The organism is Streptomyces sp. NPDC107454 (genome assembly GCF_055582885.1).
In genome coordinates this window covers 1-18,528 of record NZ_JBVJPA010000027.1, presented here as the reverse complement: position 1 = coordinate 18,528, position 18,528 = coordinate 1, and the positions used below count along the sequence as shown (strand labels likewise).

Annotated in this window: 14 protein-coding genes and 1 pseudogene; 10 read left to right on the top strand and 5 right to left on the bottom strand. The window is 66.2% G+C overall.

The genetic code is table 11. From position 1 onward, the window contains the following. The first annotated feature begins 16 nt into the window (after positions 1–16). The 4 genes from tap to tpg (ACZ69M_RS45845) all read left to right on the top strand — a co-directional run bounded on the left by tap (position 17) and on the right by tpg (ACZ69M_RS45845) (position 5,008). Positions 17–2,227: a telomere-associated protein Tap gene (tap, locus tag ACZ69M_RS45860; RefSeq protein ID WP_470059672.1), complete on the top strand. Its 2,211-nt coding sequence runs from the start codon at positions 17–19 to the stop codon at positions 2,225–2,227. 15 nt (positions 2,228–2,242) lie between these two features. Beyond that, complete coding sequence (tpg, locus tag ACZ69M_RS45855) at positions 2,243–2,800, top strand: telomere-protecting terminal protein Tpg (RefSeq protein ID WP_470059670.1); 558 nt, start codon at positions 2,243–2,245, stop codon at positions 2,798–2,800. 345 nt (positions 2,801–3,145) lie between these two features. Beyond that, positions 3,146–4,396 (top strand): hypothetical protein, encoded by a 1,251-nt coding sequence (locus ACZ69M_RS45850; protein WP_470059668.1) that lies wholly within the window; start codon positions 3,146–3,148, stop codon positions 4,394–4,396. 132 nt (positions 4,397–4,528) lie between these two features. Continuing rightward, positions 4,529–5,008, top strand: coding sequence for a telomere-protecting terminal protein Tpg (gene tpg / locus ACZ69M_RS45845; protein ID WP_470059667.1), 480 nt, complete (start codon positions 4,529–4,531; stop codon positions 5,006–5,008). Positions 5,009–5,154: 146 nt separating this feature from the next. Here the strand turns inward: tpg (ACZ69M_RS45845) and ACZ69M_RS45840 are convergent, their stop codons facing one another. The 3 genes from ACZ69M_RS45840 to ACZ69M_RS45830 form a co-directional block, all read right to left on the bottom strand. After that, positions 5,155–5,400 carry a hypothetical protein gene (locus ACZ69M_RS45840; protein ID WP_470059665.1) on the bottom strand — a complete coding sequence of 82 codons (246 nt, stop codon included), beginning with the start codon at positions 5,398–5,400 and terminating at the stop codon, positions 5,155–5,157. Positions 5,401–5,458: 58 nt separating this feature from the next. Next, complete coding sequence (locus ACZ69M_RS45835) at positions 5,459–6,235, bottom strand: hypothetical protein (RefSeq protein WP_470059663.1); 777 nt, start codon at positions 6,233–6,235, stop codon at positions 5,459–5,461. A gap of 199 nt (positions 6,236–6,434) precedes the next feature. Further along, positions 6,435–7,403, bottom strand: coding sequence for a hypothetical protein (locus ACZ69M_RS45830; RefSeq protein ID WP_470059661.1), 969 nt, complete (start codon positions 7,401–7,403; stop codon positions 6,435–6,437). Positions 7,404–7,500: 97 nt separating this feature from the next. Here ACZ69M_RS45830 and ACZ69M_RS45825 point away from each other — a divergent pair. The 4 genes and pseudogenes from ACZ69M_RS45825 to ACZ69M_RS45810 all read left to right on the top strand — a co-directional run bounded on the left by ACZ69M_RS45825 (position 7,501) and on the right by ACZ69M_RS45810 (position 12,781). After that, positions 7,501–7,730 (top strand): annotated as a pseudogene (locus tag ACZ69M_RS45825) (hypothetical protein). Between the two features lie 474 nt (positions 7,731–8,204). Continuing rightward, positions 8,205–8,834 (top strand): hypothetical protein, encoded by a 630-nt coding sequence (locus ACZ69M_RS45820; RefSeq protein ID WP_470059659.1) that lies wholly within the window; start codon positions 8,205–8,207, stop codon positions 8,832–8,834. After that, positions 8,831–10,768, top strand: a complete 1,938-nt coding sequence (locus tag ACZ69M_RS45815) for an AAA family ATPase (protein ID WP_470059657.1) — start codon at positions 8,831–8,833, stop codon at positions 10,766–10,768. The genes ACZ69M_RS45820 and ACZ69M_RS45815 overlap by 4 nt, the downstream gene beginning before the upstream one ends. A gap of 66 nt (positions 10,769–10,834) precedes the next feature. Then, positions 10,835–12,781 (top strand): hypothetical protein, encoded by a 1,947-nt coding sequence (locus ACZ69M_RS45810; protein ID WP_470059655.1) that lies wholly within the window; start codon positions 10,835–10,837, stop codon positions 12,779–12,781. A gap of 77 nt (positions 12,782–12,858) precedes the next feature. On the opposite strand, the gene ACZ69M_RS45805 is transcribed toward ACZ69M_RS45810, so the two are convergent. Next, positions 12,859–15,513, bottom strand: coding sequence for a helicase associated domain-containing protein (locus ACZ69M_RS45805; RefSeq protein ID WP_470059654.1), 2,655 nt, complete (start codon positions 15,511–15,513; stop codon positions 12,859–12,861). A 1-nt stretch (position 15,514) separates the two neighbouring features. After that, positions 15,515–16,306: a hypothetical protein gene (locus ACZ69M_RS45800; RefSeq protein ID WP_470059652.1), complete on the bottom strand. Its 792-nt coding sequence runs from the start codon at positions 16,304–16,306 to the stop codon at positions 15,515–15,517. Between the two features lie 224 nt (positions 16,307–16,530). Between ACZ69M_RS45800 and ACZ69M_RS45795 the strand changes: the two genes are divergently transcribed. Both ACZ69M_RS45795 and ACZ69M_RS45790 read left to right on the top strand, forming a co-directional pair. Then, a complete protein-coding gene (locus ACZ69M_RS45795; protein ID WP_470059650.1) occupies positions 16,531–17,007 on the top strand; it encodes a PDDEXK family nuclease in 477 nt (158 codons plus the stop codon). An 87-nt stretch (positions 17,008–17,094) separates the two neighbouring features. Continuing rightward, complete coding sequence (locus ACZ69M_RS45790) at positions 17,095–18,129, top strand: HNH endonuclease (protein WP_470059648.1); 1,035 nt, start codon at positions 17,095–17,097, stop codon at positions 18,127–18,129. The last annotated feature ends 399 nt before the right edge of the window (positions 18,130–18,528 follow it).

The following is an 18,528-nucleotide window of genomic DNA, read 5'->3' as shown; positions in this document are numbered from 1 at the left end:
GCAGGAAGAAACGCAGATGACGCATCAGCCCGACGAGTTGTTCTCGGCCGTCGACTCCCTCCTTGCCGCGGTCGACGCTGGCACCGTGCTGCCCGCCCCGACCGAGCGGGTGCGGTTGCGGGAGGCGGCCGGTCTGACCCCGGCTGCCGTCGCCCAGGCGCTGGGCGTGCGCGTACCGAGCATCACCGCGTGGGAGGCGGGTCGGGCCGAGCCGAAGGGGGAGCGCCTGGAGGCATACCGCAGACTGCTCGAGGGGCTCGCCCACCGATACCCGCCGCCCACCTCGCCTTCCAACACCGAGCCTGGCTTCCCGTCCTCCCCGCAAGCCGCACCCACTCACTCCGGACCGGCAGGCACAGACCCGCAAGCCCTGCCGGGCACCGCGAAGCCGGACGTCCCGCAACGCTCCGGTCAGGCTGCCCGCCCAGAGAGGACCCGGACGCCGCTGTCCCGCATGCCGGACGCGAAGGCGGCCGGTACCCCGGCGTACGTTGCCGACCCGCAGTTCGAGAACGGGCCGCTGGCGGTCGTGGACGTCGAGGACGGTCAGGTGCTGGCGTACTGCACGGGTGGCCTGATCCTGGACGTGCCCGCCAAGTCCCTGCCGTCCCTTGTGGACTGGACCCTGAAGGAAGCGAAGCTCGGCCAGCCGAGGCTGTCCGGCCCTGGCAAGGACGGCGACCCGCTGCTCGTCCTCACCGAGGCCGCCCTGGAACGCTATGCCCTGCCCGTCACCCTCGGCGACGCAGAGCGCCTCGCGGGACGGATCCCGGAGAGCCACAAGGTCGTCAAGCAGCTGGTGCGAGCCGAGTGGCAGCTGACCAAGCGCGGGTTCGGGCCGTGGGCGCGGATCTACCGCCCCGCGCGAGGCTCGGACCGTCAGTGCGTGCAGCTGTGCATTCCGTCCTGGCACGCGCTGGGCACCCGGCACTGGGGCGAGGTGGGACAGCTCGCGCCGGCCGAACTCGCCCGCGTCCTGGGCGTGTTCGCCTCCCGGGTGATGACGCCCCGCGGATCGACGGCCGTGACCGGCCTGGAGCTGATGACCGCCCTGCACCCTGCGACCCGGGCCTCCGAGCCGGACGCCGACGGCAAGCGGCACTCCGAGCACAACCCCGGCAGTCTGGGCAGGGATCCGGTCGACCCGGCGCCGTGCGAGGCCCCCGACGGCCACCCGCTCCTCAAGGACCTGCCGCGCTTCCACGTCCGGGGTCCGGCGGAGAAGCTGTTCGAGGAGGCCTACGACTGGGCGCGGCCGATGACCGACGCCGAATGCATGCAGCGGCACATGGTGGGCATCGACGTCAACATGGCCTTCGCCGCCGGCGCCAATGGCCTGATCGTCGGCCTGGGCGCACCGACGCACGTGACGGCGCCGGTGTTCGATGCGAAGCTGCCCGGATCGTGGCTGGTGGACCTCTCGCACGTCGACCTGTCCCGGGTGAAGGTCGGCAAGGACAAGTGGGCAGACCTGGACGCGAGTCTGCTGCTCAGCCCGTTCACGCCGAAGGGCGAGAGGCCCGAAGGGCCGGCCTGGTACGCGACGCCAACCGTCGCCTACGCGCAGGAGCTCGGCTACGATGTCACGCCGGTCGAGGCCTGGCTTCGGTACGACAACGGCCGCTATCTGGACGGCTGGTACCAGCGGCTGCGCGACGCGTACCTCGCCACGATGGCCGACCTCGGCGTCCACGCCGACCTCTCCCCGGCCGACTTCCTCACCGCGATGGACGGCTACAAGGACCGCGACCCGGAACTGGCGATCGTCGTCTCGGCCATCAAGGCCACGGTCAAGGGCGGCCTGGGCAAGCTGCGCGAGCGCCCGCGCGGGGAGGGCTGGAAGCCGGGCGAGCCGTGGCGGGCGCTGTCGCGTCCGACGTGGCGCCCGGACATCCGCGCGGCAGTCATCTCCCGCACCCGGATCAACCTGCACCGCAAGATCATCAAGCACGCCGCGTTCACCGGCCAGTACCCGGTCGCGGTCCTGTCCGACTGCGTCGTCTATGCCGCCGACGGGCCCTCCCCGCTGGACTTCCTGCCCTACCGCGACGGCAAGCCGCTGCCGGGCGGCTTCAAGCTCGGCGTCAACCCCGGCCTGGTCAAGCACGAAGGTACTCAGTCTGTGCTGTGGGGCGAGGAGGTTCGCGAGCGGTTCAACGCCCCGGAGCTCAACCTCGCCCGGTACATCAAGGACGGCACCGTCACCGACATCGACAACGGCGAGTAGGGGAGCAGGCAAGCGATGAGCATGTTCAGGGACGGCCTGGACAAGGCGGTGCAAAAGGCGTTCACCCGCCCCGCACCCAAGTCCGCGGGCCCGCAGATGCGGTACATGGTCAAGCAGCTCGGCGGCACGAAAGCGGTCGCCGAACTGCTCGGCATGTCCCAGCGGCAGGTGGAGCGGTACGTAGCGGGCACAGCCAAGAAGCCGCGCCCCGACCTCGCCGCCCGCCTGGAGCGCGAGGTAATCAAGCGCTGGCAGCCGCAGATCCGGGCTAAGGCCCGCAAGAAGGCCACGACGACCGGCGGCATCGTCATCGACGCCCGCGCCCGCATGGGCTACACCGCGCCGATCGGCTCGACCGACCAGGACCGCATCCGGCACCTGACCGTCGCCCTGCCGCCCCGCTACGCCGCCCGCCTCTTCGACGCCCAAGCGGCCGGCGCAAGCGACACCGAACTCCAGGAGATCGCGGCCGGAGCCCTCAAGGAGGTCTACTTCCAGGACGGCGGCCGCCGCGCCGGCAGCCTGGAAGAGGTCCGGTTCACCGACGTCGAACACCTCGAGTTCGACCTGTAGCAGCCCGCCCCGAACAGGCCGCGAGCCCGGCCCAGTTGGTCCGGGCTCGCTTGCGTATCCGTGGGGGCTCGGATGTTCATGCACACGTGCCGTGTCCAACGACCGCGGCCTCCACCAGCCACCACCCGAGGTGAGTACCTAAGCCTGATCCATGCATGACAAAACGCCTTCCAGGGGCGCGTGTAGAGATCGGGGATGCAGGTTGCACACGAACGTCCCGAGCGTCGTCGCCGACAAGCGCCTGCGGGACTACGGACAGTTGATCAGCCCATAATCGGAGTCAGTGCCGAGCGACCCGGCACATCGCACCCGCCCCGGGTGCGCTCACCGCGATCGGAGAGCATCGTGAAGAACAGCGCGTTGTGGCGAGTGGTTGACAACGAGAGTGGTAGCCAGTCCATCGTCAGCACGCCCTCCGAGGCGGTCGCGTTCGTCAACAGCCGGTTCGACACCGATGACGACGACGAGCCGTTCAGCATCACCGAGGTCGGTCCTCTCCTTCCGAAGCTGCTCGGGGTCATCACTGCATGGGCCGCCGAGAAGGACGGCGAGCGAACCGACGGACGTACTGCACCGATCACCATCAGGCCGGTTGTGACGGACAACGCCAGCGAGTGCGATGACGTCGTGCTCTGGGGCGACGTATACGTCTCCTGGGAGCACGACATGTACACCGTCGAGGAGCCGGAGAGCTCCGAGTACAGCGAGGCTTACAGCGCAGCCGAGTTGAGCGCGATCCTCGACGAGTACGCCGAGGACTACGAGTACGCGCCTGAAGGGCCTGAAGGGCCCGACAGCCACAGGTGGCCGAAACCGGAAGAGTTGATCACCTACGGCGCCCAGGAGTGTGCCAAGCGGTTCGGGCACCTCGACGACGACGCCCTGCTGTGGCTGGCCGCCACCCGCATCACGCTCGCGGTGTGGCGCAACACACCCGTCGAGAACTGGCATACCGGGAAGAGTCCGCTGCACGACGGCACAATGATGCGGATCAACACGGCAACCACCCGACTCGTGCGCTCGATGCTGTCGTTCGACTATGTCGACTGGATCGCTGTCGGTCTCGCGATCGTCAACCCGTCTCGGGTTCTACCGACCGCGCAGTCTGTGCTCGAGCTTGGGCTGTCCTGCCACAACCCTGACGACCCGGCGCACGAGGTTGATCCGCGAGAAGAACTCGCGGAGATGGCACAGGTCGCGATCTCATGGGGGCGAAGGTACTGCCTTCACGAGAAGGAGTTCGGCCTGCGAACCCTGATCGAATCCTTCTGCGCGTCCGACAACGGCTGGTTCGGAGCTCCGAGTTGGGGGCGCATCGTCGATCGGTTCCTTACGGCTGTCGACGACCGGGAGAATGCGCACTGGCGCATGCACCGGGACAAGCCTTGGTTCGACGATTGGTTCACCAACCGCCCGGCCGACATTGCGGACACCACGGAATTTCGTCGGCTGCTCCATGCCGGGCCCGACCTGCTGTCCGAGGAGGCCGCCGAATGGTGCGTGGACGGTGCCATCGGCTACGTCTGCCCGGACGACCACGCAAACGGCTGCCCGCGGTGCGGTATCCCGCTGGCAACGGAGTCCTCAAACGAGTGACGGCAGTGGCCAGCGATTCTCAATCCCGTGCCAGTTCGGCCAGTCACATGACACCGCGACTGAGAAAATGACACGGGATCTGAGAACAGGAGAGCTTTTACCCGTCCCGCGCCGAAATCCGCAACAGCCCAGATGAAATTCCTCCTCACGCGGGCGCAGGGCTCGACCAAAGTCCTGACGGAGCGCCTGGGCATCTCACGCCGCACCATCGAGCGCTACCGCTCCGGAACGCTGAAGACCCCGCAAAAGCGCCTGCAGGCCGCCCTGGTCGAGGAGACTCAATGCAAGGGGAAACCGCAGGTCAGGGATCAGACTCGGAAAAAGGCGTCGACCTCCAGCAGGATGATGGTGGAGGTGACGGCCTACTTCGGGTTCATCGCCTCGGGCAGCTCCGACAACGGCCGTACACGCACCATCACCACCCCGATCTCGCCCACCTCCGTGCAGCAGATCCTGGACCTTCAGGAGGCCGGAGCGACGGAGGAAGACCTGCATCCCCTCGTCGCGGAGGCCATCAGCGAGTCGTATTTCACTGAGTGGGGCACTCGCGCCCATGGTCTGCGTGCGGATTTTTACGCACGTTCAAGCTGTGGAGTGGATTTCCTGTTCTGACGCAGTCGAATTCCAGCCTGCTATAAAGAAATCCGGCGGGTCGCCTCAGAAGCGTTCTGGCGGCGGTCCGCTCTGATTTCTCACCACGAATGCGAGGTCGAAGACGACCAGGATATGGCTGCCCGACGGCGGTACCCGCCGACCGCTCACCCTGCCCCGCCGTCACCGGGCCCCGCGAGCCGACCGATCCGGCCCGCATCGGCCGCCGGGTCGTACGGCGCCGGGCCAAGGGCATGGACGCCGGCGCTGTTGCGGCGGCCCTCGAGGAAGCGCGGCTCGATGCCCGGCAGGCGTCCCGGCACGAGGACCCGGCCGACGATGTCCGGGGCCCGGCGGAGCTCGCGGACTGGGAGTTGTGTCCACCAGCTGCTCGCCGACGCCGTCCCGGGCACCGTCTACGACTCGACGACGTGTTCGGCACGGCCCGCGCCCACTCATCGCCCAGTCTGCTCAGGCGTTGCCCCAGGCTTCGAGGAAGCGTGTGCGGTCGTCCGTCCGCCGGCTGGCGAGTAGAACGTGCCAGGCACTGGTCTCAGCGTCGCGCAGCCACAGCCGCCCCAGGTACCGACTTCCGCCGGTGAACGTGTCACGCGCCAATGCGTCACCGAGCACGTCGGCTACAGCGTCGCGCTGTTGGTCGGAGAGTTCTCCCAGAAAGCTGAGTACGCGGTCTGCGATGCCTCCCTCGTTGCTTTCAAGAATGCGCTCGAAGAACGGACCACCCGCGTTGCCGGGATCGATGTAGAGAGCGGCGTCACCTCCCGCCTGCCCCAAGGAACGCCAGAACTCAGCACCATCGGGCGTGCCTGGCAAGGGAAGCGCGGCAAAGAGGTCGGCCAGATGTCCGTTGGCCGCTTGATCGTAAGAGACGTCGCAGGCCGCGGCAGACGCGATCCTCGCAACGTGCCCAGTACTCAGTCCCTCTTCCGGCCAGTCCAGTGGGGTGTTGAGTTCCTGAACAAGGTGCCGGGCCAGTTCGTCGTCCTTGCCCAGGAAGTGCCTGACGATCACGTGTTCCCCCCAGTTCCAGCTGGCGTGCACCGGCTCACCAGTCTGCCCAACTGGGCGGTGATCCGCCGGGGCCTGCAGACAACGTCCGGAAAATGCCTGCACCACAGCTATCACGACCACCGACAGCGTCGCCCAGGCCGAGCTCGCCGCCGAAGCCGCGGCCGCCGTACGCGAGGCGTAGCGGATCGTCCGCGCGCCGACGAAGGCGCTGCGCAAGTTCGGCGCCCTGAAGCAGACCGGCCCCGCGATGGGGACGAAGCCATCCGTGAGGAGCTCACCCCCGCCCAAGACAGCGCCCGTGCCTGCCGCATGAATGGGCGATGACCGGCCGTATCCAGACCACCGACGACCTGAGCACCAAGAGACCGCATCGCGGGCGATGCCTGGTACCCGTCGAGCAGGCCGGGCCTGGACCTCAAAAGTTGGCGAGGCGTATGTCGTAGCATTCATCGCACATGTCCGCTTCCGGGACTATGTACCCGCCGTTCCCACACCACTCGCAGATCCCTTCCCAGTCGCTGCCGCACCCGAAGCAGATGTACGAGTCTGCGGCGGGATAGCCCAGGGTGCGCACCGGAACAATGGCCGAGGCGGCGCAGGCCGGGCAGGTGGCCAGGTCGTTGCCACCCTGCTTGATGGTGATGTGCCGGTTCTCGCCGGTGAACTCCCAGGCTGCTTCATCTCCGGTGCCGTACGCCTTGTCGCAGAAGAAGCACTTCAGGTCGTGGGCGCCGCCGTCGAGGACCACGGCGTACTGCCCGCAGGAGCGGCATGCGGTGGTGGAGTGTTCATGGCCGGCGAGCTGGCCGGATATGGACTTCTGTCGCTGGGTGACGAAGTCGGTGAGGTGTTTCAACTGGCCGCGGACTTCGTCCATCTGCCGTGCTGCCTCCCAGTCCGCGGTGTACGGCAGGACGTCGTGGTTCACGAAGTCGAAGAGCAGGGTCAGGACGGGGAGGGTACGGGTCTTCACGGCTACGGTGGTGTCGCGCCAGCCGAAGTGCATGAGCCGGTTCCGGAGATTGCCGAGGTCCTTCAAGTCGCTGCTGGCGGGGTCGAGGGTGGTGCTGAGCGTGATGGTTCCGTCCTGGGCGAGAGCGTTGAGACGCTTGATCGCATCTTTGATGCCGCAGCTGGTGAAATCGCCGCTCTGGTGCTTGCCCTTGTCGTACTCCGTGGGCTTGGTCCATACGAGGTCAGGCTTGTACATCTCGAGGCGCGCCTTGAACAGGGTCTCGGCTGCGCACTGGAGATGAAGGGTGGCGTACTTCAGCTCGCGGGGGACGGGGCTGCCTTCAGCCGCGAGGAAGGTGACAGCACTGACGAGGAAGTCGAGCCCGTTGGTAAGGGGCGGGAAGTGAAAGTCCTTGCCGTCGTCGCGCACTGGGGGCCTCCGTCGTCCTGGCTACTTCTGTGAGGATCTGCGTCGAGCCGCAGGGCGGTCAACCGGATTCACCGACGTACCCCGGCTGCGACTTCGTTTGCGCCAGAGCCCCGACGACCTGGTGCAGACGCAAGCCGCTTGGAACGCCACCTACCAAGCAGTGGCCGCACCCCGCCCCCGCGACACCACCGCCCTGCGCCGCCGCCTGCTGCTCCTGTCCGTACGGCGGTGGTGGCACCCCTACTGGGAGACCGCCCCTCAGTGCCGGCGGCCCGGTCCGAGCTGCGCCACCTCGCCCGCGCCCACGGAGCCGTCCGGGCCACGTGACCGGCCGCCCCGGTCAATCAGGAGCACGAGGTTGCGCTGGAGATTGCGCCTATTCGTTGCGCTGGAGGTTGCGCCAAGGGTTGCGCTAGGTGTTGCGCGGCCCCCAGGACCGTCTCCATGTCCGCGCAGGTCACCACGTCGTTTTGCCGTGGTCGGATGGCTGACATCCCCGTTGCGGCTGCTCTGCCCATGTCCCTTGGCTGGAGTGAAGGAGGAAGGGGCGGGCGGGATGGGCGGCGCGGCCGCGGTCGGGGATCGGTTGCGCGCTCAGCCGGTTGCGCGTCGGCCGAGGCCGCCGCGCCTCGCCGCCGTCAACGCGGCTACGACTGCGGATTGTGCTGGATCACTTACGCAGGAGTGATGATTCGTGCTACTCGTCTACGGGGCGATGGAAGCGAGATCGGCGGGGGGGGGCGTATGACATCGGACGGCGTGGAGGTACGCACACGGAGGGCGAGCCGCGTTCAGGATGCTGTGCGCATCCTCTTCCTGTTGGATCACTGTCCGCACCCGGATAGCGGGTGCCCGGCCCATCCGGACGCAGTGGCGGTGCTACGCGGGCAGAAGAAGCTCCAGGCGCTCGACTTCTGGCTCCGCAACCCCGATTACCTTGCCGATGAACTGTTGAACGCCGCGGAGGTCGGCCGGAGCGTTCCGGGAGTCAGCCCGGTCGACAGGGCGGCTGCATTGCTGGAAGGCGATGAGCCGGATCTCGAGTCCTATCCCATGATCCGCTGGCGCTATGGCGCCTACGAGTCCCTCGATGACGCTCTGGCCTTGCTGGTCGCGCATGGACTGATCGGTATCGACGCCATCGGGACAGCGCCCGACATCGACCGCTGGGATTACTGCTTGCTGCCGGCGGGCCGACGGGACGCACAGGAGATGCGCTCGCAGGAGCCGGATCTGTCTTGGTACGACGAACGCGCCGCACTGGTGCTGGTACTGGCCGGGGACCGCAGCGGCAGTGCCCTGAAGGAGCTCCAGTACGCGCAGGGTGAGTACGAACGAACCCACATGGGCGCTGACATCGCTGGCATCCTCCCGCACGTCCGGGCCCGTTTGGCAGCGCTGCAGAGCAAGGTGAGCGAGGGGAGCGCATGAGTAACTTCACCGAGGCCGTTGCCCGCCGTGCCGGTGTGGACGTCGCGGAGGCCGTAGCAGTGCTCCAGCATCACCGGGTACGGGAGAGCGGCGTGCTGCCGCGACCGCACCGCCTTGCATTGACCTCGATCGAGTTCTCAGGAACCAAGGCAGGCAAGTTCACTGACGACTTCCGCTTCAGTTGGCGGCTTAGCGACGGGTTGTGGTGCCTGGCCGGCGACAACCTCAAAGGCAAAAGCACAGTCTTGGAAGTGATCTGGTGGTGCCTGCGAGGCAAGAACAAACGGCTGCAGGACACCGCACGCAGATGGATCTCCCACGTTCGGCTCGAAGGCCACATCGACGGTGAGCCCTTCGGCGTGGAGTTCCAGCACAAGGACGGCGTACCGACCGGACGCCTGGAGACCGGAAAGACCACCCCCAGTATCGGCTTCGCCGGCGAAGCCGAGTTCGCCTCCGTGATGAGCCAGTTCATGATGGACCGTCTCAACCTGGAGATTCTCCGAGGGTGGCACTCCGACGTCAAAGGCGAAGAAGACGGCAAGGCCACCGTCACCGACTGGGCGCTGTTCAGCCACGCACTGATCTGCCGCAACCGCAACGCTGAAGTCCTGCTCGGAGAGACCAGCGAGAACGGATCCGTCGTCAGCCTGCTGCAGATGTTCATCGGCCTTCCCTGGACCAGCACACGCCGGGACGCTGAGACCGCCCTGAAAACAGTCCGGCAGCAGCAGCGGGGCGAGAAGCGTCGGGCCACCGAAGACACCCAGGCCCGTGCGAGCTCCCTGCAACAGCTCAAGGATGAGATCACTGTTGCCGAGGCGGCCCTCGCCAACACTGGCGCCGCTCCCGCCCTGGAAGACCAAGCCTTGGCCATCGAGCAAGCCGCGGCCCACGTTGCGTCCTGCGCGGGACGCCATGCCACTGCCGTACAGGTGCAGCTAACCGTCCAGCAGAACTACACCGAGCTGCACCAGACACTCGTGGAAGACCGGAAGCGGCTACGCGACATGAAGGAGAACACGGCAGCCAAGCGCTACTTCGGGGCTCTCGCCCCGACGTGTTGCCCGCGTTGCACCACCCCCGTCGCTGACCTTGCTCAGGCGCGCGGCGACCAGGCTGCGGACCACTGCTCCGTCTGCGGCAGCACACCTCCTGAGGATGCTCCGGAGGACACCACAGCTATCGACCAGCTGAGTGAGAACATCGCCTCTCTGGCCGCTGCGGACGCCCGGATGCGCACAGCGCTGCGGCGCGCGGAGAAGGAACGGAAAGAGGCCGAAGCTCAGCTCGACGCGGCCCGCCGTGCGATGGCCGCTGCCCAAGCAGCACTACCGGATGCCTCTGTTCTGCGACGCCAGCTTGACCTGGAACGTCTGCGCGGCGCCCTGAAAGAACGCGAAGCCACCCACGCTCGCGCGGGAGGAACAACGCCGCCGGCCCCAGAGGAGAAGATCCTGGAGGCTGCGTACAAAGAAGCCGACGTGCGCGCCGGAAAGGCGAGTAAGCCCATCATGGACCGGGTCAGCAGCGAAATCTTCGACCTCGCCGTCCGACTGGGATACGACAACCTTCAGGGCGTAAAGCTGCAGGCAAACGGTCCCATGAAGCTCCAGTTGGACGATGGACCGTCCTGGTTCCAGAAGGTGACCGAGGGCGAACAGCTGCGTCTGCGCATGGCCACGCTGCTGGCCCTCCTCCGCGTCGGCCAGCAGCACGGCGGCCGTCATCCCGGCCTCTTCCTCATCGACTCGGCCGGCGCCCAGGAAATGATCCCGACCGACCTTGCCGAGACACTGCAGCAACTTCGGGCGATCTGCGAAGAGACCGACGGGCTGCAGATCATTGCCGCTACGGCCAACCGTGAACTCGCCCGTACGGTCATCCCTGCCGACCGCGCGAAGATCGCTGAAGCAGGGGTTTTCATGTGGTGACCATTACTCCGTCGACGCGTTAACGCGTCATTCCTCGCAGGCCGCCGCACGATAAGGAGGGCCCCCGTGACGCCGCTCGAGACACTCCTAGCTCGCCGCGGAGACGCCCCCACACTCGAAGACTTCGGCGGCGAAGACCGATTCTTTGCCCAGGCAGATGAACTTTCCACCTCTCGACTGTGGTTCCGCGCCGCCGAGACTCTCCTTGCTGCCTGGGACTGCCTCAACAGCCCAGACCGCGCCGCAGCCTTCATCGCCGAAACACTCACGGCGGAGAACCGGCCGGGCGTCGTCGGAGACCTCCTTGACCGACTGTGCGACCACCCCAGGTACCTGAGGGACCACTCCACCGCGCTGAATCGAATCGCCCTACGCCGGACCGAGCCCCACGCCACGGCCCTCGAAGCCGAGACCGCAGGCCTCTTCCTTGAAACCGCACTCCGCCTGGCACTCGCCGGAGGAGCCGTCAAGCGCTACGGAGTCCTTGACGTCCTCACTGACCCACAAGCCCCCTCCGCACCCATCGGGTACGCACGCCAAGTCGTACGGGCGCTCGGAGCAGGCTATGAACAATGGCGCGACGCAGACCTGACTAACGCACTCCACGCATTCCTTGACATACCGGTTCTACGGTCCGACGCTGCCTTCGAGCTGGCTATGTGCCACCTCTCCGACGCATTCAACGCCGCAGACCGCTCAAGCCTCCTCACCCAGCTCACCACCAGCCGCACCCACTTCACCGAAGCCATCAACTCCGACGAGGATCGCCCGGACGCCACCGCATACCGGGCCGCAATCAACGCCGTCCTAGCGTTCGAAGCCAACGACAACGAAGCCCTCAGCACCGAGGCAGCGCAACTACGCCGCTCCACCTCTGAACACGCGCTCTGGCTCACCGGTCTCCGAACAGGCTGGCGAGATGGCCGCTACGACACCGAAGCAGCGTGGTACACCCTCAGCGCCGATCTCGAGCACGCCGCCGCCCACCTCGATTCACCCCTCCCCACCTGGCCAAGCCAGACGATCCAGCACATCCTCGCTGCCTACACCGCTCACCGCTCCGTACGCCTCACCCCAACCGGCGACGCCCCTGCGCTGCAACTCCTCGTAGCTCCCCGCATCGAAGATGCCTTTGCCGCCCGCGAAGGACTCCTACTGCACGTGCACGCGCTGCTCGCCGACGCTCCACCCGACTGGGACAGGCAGGCTGCCGAGGAACTCCGGTCAGCAGTCGAGTCCCGGCTCGGGCTTCCGCCTGAAGAACCTGAGGACGGCCCGGGAAAAGACCGAGCGGCCGACGACTTGGCCGCCGAACTTGGTAGACAGGTTCTAGCGGCCCTGCCTCCCGACACACTCAACGGCCTACGTGAGCAGCTCACCGACGCATACAGCAGTCACATCAAGACACTGCCCAAAGCAGAGCAAGACCTCTTCAACGAGGTCATCAGAGGACTGCAACCTTGCCCGGACTTTCAGTCCTTTTCGGTACGGGAGCACTTCATCCGCCTCGTCACCGCGACAATCCGATTCCTGGCGAACAGGACGAACCGCGGCCGTGACAAGCACACGAAGAAGACTGCCTACCTCTTCGCGCCCAAGCCTGGAGAGAAGCTCCCGCTGGAGATCGAGCTACAGGAAGATCTGCACGACTACCTCGACAGCGCCTGCTTCGAAGTACAGATGGAAACCATCGACCGCAGCGGAGGCCGCGCCGACATCCTGGTGATCTTCCCAGGATTCAGCATCGTGATCGAGTGCAAGCGCGAACTCAGGAAGGCGGAACCTGCAGACCTCAAGCGCTATTTGGGGCAAACGGTGGCCTACCAAGCCGCAGGAGTCACACTCGGCATGCTTGCCGTTCTAGACCTCACACCGAAGCCCCAGTGGCTTCCCAACCTGCGGGACAACATGTGGATCGAACACATCCCCGCCTCCGATTCCAGACAGCTGGATCGATGGGCGGTTGTCATGAGGGTCCCAGGAAACCGCACTCTTCCCCACGAAATGTCATAACGAAAACAGCACGGAGCCCCAGACGTTTTTCGCCCAGGGCCCCGTGCGGTCCGGCTCACGGCCGGACGGAAGCGGCGTCATGCCCACTCCACGCCCAGCTCCCGCAGGGCGGCCAGCTGGTCCTGGGCGAGCTTGTCCCGCCTCGATTTGGTGTTCGAGACCCATACACCCAGCTTCACGATCACCGGCTCCGTTTCGCCGGCGACCGTGATTTCCTCGCTGTGGCCGCGGGGGACCGCCCGGTCCGTGCCTTCCCGCTCTACCCACTGCGCGAGGGCCGTCAGGCCTCGCTGGAACGCTTGTTGCGCCTTGCTCGGACCCTTCGCCGTACCCTTGGCGGCCGGTGCGGGAGGCCGTGTCTCAGCGGGTGTGATGCCCAGTTGGGACAGCCTCTCCTGTTGTTCGGGCAGGAGTCGCGCCCAGATGGCCGGCTGCTTCTGCTGCTGGAGCCATTTGCCGATGTCGTCGCCGTCCATGAGTACGCCAGGTGCGATGTTGGGCAGTTGGCCGTCGGCGTCGACCAGGTCGGCGAGCGCCCGGTAGTGGCGTTGCCAGTCGAGCGGCCAGGGGCAGTTCCAGTCTTGGTCGATCTCGGTGAGCTGCGCCGCGCGCATGGCGGCCCGCTGCGGGTCCTTGCCCAGGCCGCCCTTGCGGCGCAGGTTGGCGAGGTGCTGCCCGATGGGCACCATTGCCTCGCCCTCGCCCCACACCGCGTCCTGCCGGGGTGCGAGGTGCCCGGTCGCCCGCCGGTACGAGCGGAGCGCGGCCAGCTTGGCTTCCCACGCTTCCTCGCCCGGCTCCCAGAGCATCCCGGCCTCCGGGGCGTCCAGCAGTGTCTTGCGCCGTTCCTCCAGTTCCCCGGCTCGCAGCGCCTTGCGCTGCTGGTGCACCCACCGCCCGAGAGGGAAGTCCTTGGTGACGCCGACCTGGACCTCAGTGTCGTAGGGGACTGCGTAGAGGCCGGTGATCTCGTTCTCCTTCCGCCAGCGCTGGAGGGCCTGGTAGCCCTCCAGCCACACCAGTGACTCCGGCCGGTACACCCGGGTCCGCAGGAACGCCGCGATCGTTGCCGCGTCGCGCGGACTGGAGAAGTGCAGCAGCGCGGACTCGGCACCAGCGTCGGTGCCGTCCTGCTCCTGGTCCTCACCCTCTCTGCCGGCCTCGACGATCCGACCGTCCTCGTCACGCTGAACGTGGAGCTTGCGCTTGCCGCTGGTGAGGGCGCGGGAGGCGAGCTGCTCGACGAGTCGTTCATCGTGCGAGCGCAGGCCCTGGAGGACCGCTACAAGGGGGCGGAAGCTGGCGCTGGCGACCATGTCGGTCGGGTCCTCGTTCGGCTCTAGGAAGACCGGGAGGATGATCCTGGCGACCTTGGTGGAGCCGTCCTTGTTGAGGCGAAGTGCGCGGCCGATGTTCTGCACGATCTCCACCTGGGAGCCGCGGGTGTCGGCGAAGCAGACGGCCTCGACTCCCCGCTCGCCGGTGATGTCCACGCCCTCCCCGAGGACGCGAACGCTGGCGAGGAAGGCGCGGTGGACCCGGCGTCCGGCCGCGTCGATGCCGTTGGCGAACTGGCGCAGCACTTCCCGGCGTTCGGCTACGAGGTGGTCGCCGCACAGCCAGGCCGACCACACCCGGTCCGGGGGTACGTGGCGGCCGGCCTCCAGTTCGTAGAAGGCCGCGGCGATGGAGGATGCGGGGAGCTTGTCGGCGGCGGCCAGGTCGGCGCCTGTGGCGTCGTTCAGGTACAGCGCGGCAGCGGTCTCGGGCAGCTTGTCCGCGAACGCGCGGGCCTCTTCGACCTTCTGGTGGAACGTCATGACCGTACGCAGGTTGTACGCGGCGGCGTGTTCCAGGAGCGCGGTCTGCAACAGGGCCAGACGCCGGCCCCGCTGGGCCTCCTCCGACTCCCTGAGGACCGGTGAGGGGTCGCGGATCTCCAGGACGTCGATCTCGAATCCGGCGAGGACTTCGCGTTCGATGGCCTCGCTCAGACCGAGCTCTGCGAGCCACGCGCCGTAGGTGCCCTCCGGGTCGTCCGACATCGTCGCGATCTCCGCCTCCTGGCCGTCGGCGCCCTTCTGCGGGCGGGCCGCGGCGAGGATGCGCGGGGTCGCGGTCAGGTAGAGCCGGAAGTCCGCCGGGATCCGCTGGTTGTCGTGGATCGCTGCCCACGGACGGCCAAGATCACCAGCGGTTCCGTGGGCCTCATCGACGATCGCGAGGTCGAAGCCGTCCATGCGCTGGCCGTACAGGCGCTCCCCGCCCGCCAAAGCGGCCTCCAACGGCCCGCGCACCTTCCGTTGGCCCACGGGTGCGTCGATGTCCTCGCGGTCCACGAGAGAGGCGTACGTGGCGAACATGATGACCGGCCCGTGCCCGGCCCACAGGGCGAGCTGGATCGGGTTGGTGGTGGTCCGCACGCCCAGCGAGTTAAGGACCGCGTCGTTCTCCAGCGAGCAAACCGCGACCATCGGGGCCCGGTGACCGACCAGACGCCACGCCTGGGCGGTCTGCGCGAGCAAGTCCAGGGTCGGCACGGTCACGAGGATTCGTCCGTCCGAGAAGCACTCCAACGCGCAGGCAGCCGCAGTAAATGTCTTCCCTGATCCGGTCGCGGAAACGATCGTGCCTCGTGCCCCGTGAGGGGGCACGGATGACCTTGCGGGGAATCCGACCCACTTGCGGAAACTGGCCTTCTGGGCGACCTGGTGTTCTCGAAGATTGATCACCTCAGGCTCCTTGCGGGGCGTCGGCCGCTGGTCGAGGTGCGGCTGTTGTGGGTGTTGGCGGGTGGGTCAGCAGCTTGCGGCGGCGTCGTAGTTCGCGCTGTGCTTGGGAGCGGGCGCATTCGCGGGTGCAGTACTTGATGCCGCTAGTGCGGTGCTGGCCGTACTCGGCGCGGCCGCGCTGGCGGACGAAGGGGAGCTGGCAGGTTTCGTTGGCGCACTCGCGTACGGTCGCGCCTTCGGCCATGTGGTTGTAGAGCTGGAGGAAGGCCACCGAGTAGATGGTCGGGTGGCGGTCGGCGAGGCTGCCGATGCCGATGCTGAACGGCTTCAGTGCTGCCTGCATCGCGCCCTTCAGCTGGCTGAGCCGCGTCCAGAGCAGAAACCCGCGTAGCACCTCGAGGCTTTGGGGCCATCCGTCGTCCCGGTGAGCGTTTTGGGCCCGGAGCCGAGCGAGCTCGGCTTCGGTGACCTCGGGCTCGACAAGCTCATCGATCCCGCCTTCGCGGCTACATGCGAGCCAGGTCGTGATGGCCGCCTGGGCTTCCCGGATGTAGATCTTGAACAGGTCGCGGTGGATGCCGAAGCCGCCCGTGTGCTCGTTCTCCCGATCCGCCAATTCTCGGACCTCGTCCTGCTCTTCAAGGCTCCAGTTCGCGTCATCGAGACCGCCGCCGAACGAGCAGAACATCCCGTAGCTCCCGATCCAGCGGGCCAGGGTCGACAGATCGTCGGGTTTGAGCTCTAGCAGTTCGCGGAGGTAGAAGTCGTCGGGAAGGGGCGCCGTCTCCCGCACGGACGACGGGTCCTGTACGTCCCAGACGATCCAGTCTCCCTCGACACGGACTCCCGTCACGGGGGTCAACTGCGGTGCCGGGACTGGAGTCCCGGGCCAGAGCGTGGGACGAAAGCGTGGGTCAACGTATGCCGCCATGGAGAGATCCTAGCCGTTATCGTCATAGCACGAAGAGGATTGACTTCGTATCACTCACGATCCGGAGATACGCCCAAGGGGGAGCAGTGCCGCGCTGGCCAGACCGCAAGGACGTAGGAGACAGGCATGAGCAACGGGTCGCGCAAGCCCTGCAGCATCGGGGGTGGACCGTTCAATCCTGCGGCCAAGCCACCTATCCCACCGCCATCCAGGACGCCCTGCGCCGCACCCACTCAGCCCTGCGGCAATTCCCGGACCTGATCGCCGCCCGCGGAGCCGAGCTGGTCACCATCGACGCCAAAGACCGCATGCCCAGCACACACAGCGACCGATACGCGATCAGCTCCGCCACCGTGAACGCCGGCCTGCTCTTCACGGCCACCCACGCGCCTACACCGCTGTACTACGTCCTGGGCGACATGAAAGTACTCACCCCTGCCGAGGTCCTCCACTACACCGTGCACGCACTCCGCCACCACAGCGGCGCCTACCACCTCATCCGTACTGAGCAAGCCCACCCATTCGACCAGGTCTTCGGCAGCGCCATTGCTCAAACAGCCTGAGGGGCGGGGGATGTGGAACCGCGAACGGGGCTGAAGCAGTCTCTGGGTCAGGTGCCTCCGTAGCGGGGCGATCATGCAGGAGGCTCCATGACGCGTGCAGACGTGCGTTACCGCAACGGTGGCGACAACTCAGTTCTGAAAATGATTTTGCTCGAGCAGTGGCAGTACCGCTGTTACATGTGTGGCCGACCAAAAGATTTCACCGACACACAGATCGATCATCTCATCCCTCAGAGCTCCTCCGCCACAGAACTCAGAGTTGCCAAGAAACAGTACAACCTGACTTCCAGCTTCGACCTTCACAGTCCCGAAAACCTCGCTCCCATCTGCTCCAAGTGCAACCGAGACAAGAGCAACCAGACATTCGAAGGTGCGGGCGTCATGCTCCTGGCGCTCAGCAAAGCTGCAAAACTGCGCTCGGACGTGATTGCCGCATGCAAAAAATTCGGGTCGGGTACACAACTCTCCAAGCACCTGCTCCGCTCCATCGCGGCAGATCTGGCGCAGACCAAAACACGGGAAGCCTTCGAGACTTACGCTCCGGCGATTGTCCAGAAGCTCGCACTGCTAGGCGAGGGAAAAGCGGATTTCGTTACTTACCATGAGGTCATCCTCGATGAAATGCACCCCGATGATTTCCACGACATTTTCATCCCAGACGTCGGCCTGTCCCTGCTTGCCCGGGGGCGCACTGCCATGTCAATCCTCCAGGACGTATGCGGATTCCAGCTGGAAGACCTGCTGCAGCCCCGAGTGCACGACCTGATCGAACTCCTTCAGAACCGTGTACGTCACGATTTTGAGAGCATCACCGAACCGACGCGTATCAACGCGGGCCCAGCCGAGATATTCCGCCTCCAGGTGACCATCGAGACGATCGACTACCAACGCTACGAACCTGTCTTGGAGTTCACATTTCAGGGAAAATTCGATGCCTATCTCGGGGCTTCACTGGTTCAAGAATCCCTGAATGGAGACGGCATTCAAGACCGTCAAGGAGAAGCCGCAGTTACCGGTACCTTCTCCTTCACTGCCGACTGGTCCTTCTCGGCACAGCAAGGTTCGCTCGATATTAGTGAGTGCACCATTGAGGAATGGTCGAGCCAAGTCGAGGTCACCTAAAAATTTACAGTAGCTGCGGCATGCGTAATTTTTCATTCGTCGCGTGAGTGATGGGAACCGAATCTGACGCAGACCTAGCATTGAAAGATGACACCTCACTCGGATTGGCTCGGGGGTGTGCCGCTTTTTGGTCATCGGTACATGCTGCATCACGTTGATACACGCAGTACACTGAAACCCCGCACGAGCGATCCCCACCCCTAGCAGCCAGCCTGGCCCGCGGCAGCGGGCCTCAACGGTTCTGGAGGCGCAGCCGGAAGGACCGTTATGCGGGGGAGCGCAGCGGACCCGCCGGCCAGGCTGGAGCGAAGCGAAAGCCTGGTAGCGGGACATAGTCCCGCCGGTCCGGGAGCGCAGCGGACGGACCGTCACCCTGCTTGCGCAGCAAGCAGGGTGTGC